Below are 1,837 nucleotides of genomic sequence, written 5' to 3'. Positions count from 1 at the left end.
GGGGGCTGGCGAGCGCCTACCGTTAGCCAAGGGCAAGGGTGTCCACCGTGAGGTGGAATCTGAAGGAAGCCGGAGGCAAAAGCACGGGCCAAGGTACACGAACTGGATTTGAGGCTGTGTCAGTCGGATGAGTCACCTAAACATGACGAAATCCAAAGCCGCCAAGGACTGGCACGGTATACTCCAGTGGTCGCGGGCGGAAAGATGACGTTCTTATCTGGGGAGGCCTGCTGGATACGCAAGGAAAAAAACTTGTAACCGTAGCCGAGAGGCTGCGCTGAACCGGCAGGAGTCAGCAGAGGCCATAGTACGTAAGCTGTTGCAACAGCTTGCGGAAGGGCTGAACCGAAAGGAGAGAGGAAAACGATGCGTTCGTATGAAGAGCAACGACAGCAGAATATCTCGCAAGAGAGCTTGCGGCAAAGAGAAGCGGTGAAGCCGTCAGGGTATGCCGGAGCGCCGAGTTCTTCGTCGGCACAAGTCGCCCCTTCCTCTCGCAAAGCAGAGAACAACTTGCTGGAACGAATACTCGAAGGAGATAACCTTCGGCTCGCGTACAAGCGAGTGGTGCAAAACGGAGGAGCACCCGGTGTGGACAGTGTAACGGTAGCGAATCTACAAGCTTACCTGAATACGCACTGGGTAGCGGTGAAAGCCGAAATCCTGGCGGGAACATACAGACCTGCGCCAGTCAAACGGGTGGAAATTCCCAAACCCGGAGGCGGTGTACGGCTGCTAGGCATCCCGACCGTGATGGACCGATTTCTCCAGCAAGCGCTTCTACAAGTCATGAACCCGATCTTTGACGCACAATTCTCGTGGTACAGCTACGGATTTCGGCCGGGGAAGAGCGCACATGACGCCGTTAAACAAGCCCAAAGATATATCCAAAGTGGCCTGAGATGGGTCGTGGATTTGGATCTAGAGAAATTCTTTGACCGGGTAAACCACGACATGCTGATGGCGAGAGTGGCGCGGAAAGTAACGGACAAAAGAGTACTGACACTGATCCGAGCGTACTTAAACGCCGGAGTCATGGTGGATGGAAAGCTGGAGAGTAGCTGGGAGGGAACGCCACAAGGCGGTCCGCTCAGTCCGCTTTTAGCAAACATTCTGCTGGATGACCTGGATAAGGAATTGACCGGACGAGGACTACGATTTGTACGCTATGCGGACGATTGTAATCTCTTTGTGGCGAGCAAACGGGCAGGTGAACGGGTCATGGAATCGGTCAGCCGATTTATAGAAGGAAAGCTAAAACTGAAAGTGAACCGGGAGAAAAGTGCGGTGGCAAGGCCTTGGCACCGGAAGTTGTTAGGATTCAGTTTCCTGAGCCAGAAACAGGCAATGATTCGAATAGCACCGAAGAGCCTCTTAGCAGTGAAGGAGAGGATTCGAGAGCTAACAAAACGAAGTTGGTCCATTTCCATGGAAGAACGAATTGGCCGGCTGAACCGGTATTTGATGGGGTGGCTTGGCTATTTCCATCTGGCGTCGGCGAAGAAACACCTCCAAACACTGGACCAGTGGATTCGGAGAAGACTCCGAATGTGTCTGTGGAAGCAATGGAAACGAGTCCGCACACGAATCCGCGAACTCCGGGCCCTTGGGGTACCAGAGTGGGCTTGTTTTAGGATGGCTAACTCGAGACGAGGCGCATGGGAAATGTCCCGGAACACGAATAATGCCCTTCCGACTTCCTATTGGGAAGCGAAAGGGCTGAAAAGTCTGCTTTCACGTTATCTGGAACTTTGTTAACCTTTTGGAACCGCCGTATGCGGACCCGCATGTACGGTGGTGTGAGAGGACGGGGGCTTGCCGCCCCCTCCTACTTGAT

The 1,837-nt window shown here is 53.7% G+C and carries 1 protein-coding gene; it reads left to right on the top strand.

The genetic code is table 11. The features are described 5' to 3' along the window. Positions 1-366: 366 nt before the first annotated feature. A complete protein-coding gene (gene ltrA, locus L1028_RS30955) occupies positions 367-1,758 on the top strand; it encodes a group II intron reverse transcriptase/maturase (protein WP_234541954.1) in 1,392 nt (463 codons plus the stop codon). The last annotated feature ends 79 nt before the right edge of the window (positions 1,759-1,837 follow it).

Origin of the sequence: Paenibacillus pseudetheri, assembly GCF_924513355.1 — a bacterium.
GTDB classification, from domain to species: Bacteria; Bacillota; Bacilli; order Paenibacillales; family Paenibacillaceae; genus Paenibacillus_AQ; species Paenibacillus_AQ pseudetheri.
This window is presented reverse-complemented; position numbering and strand designations above follow the sequence as displayed.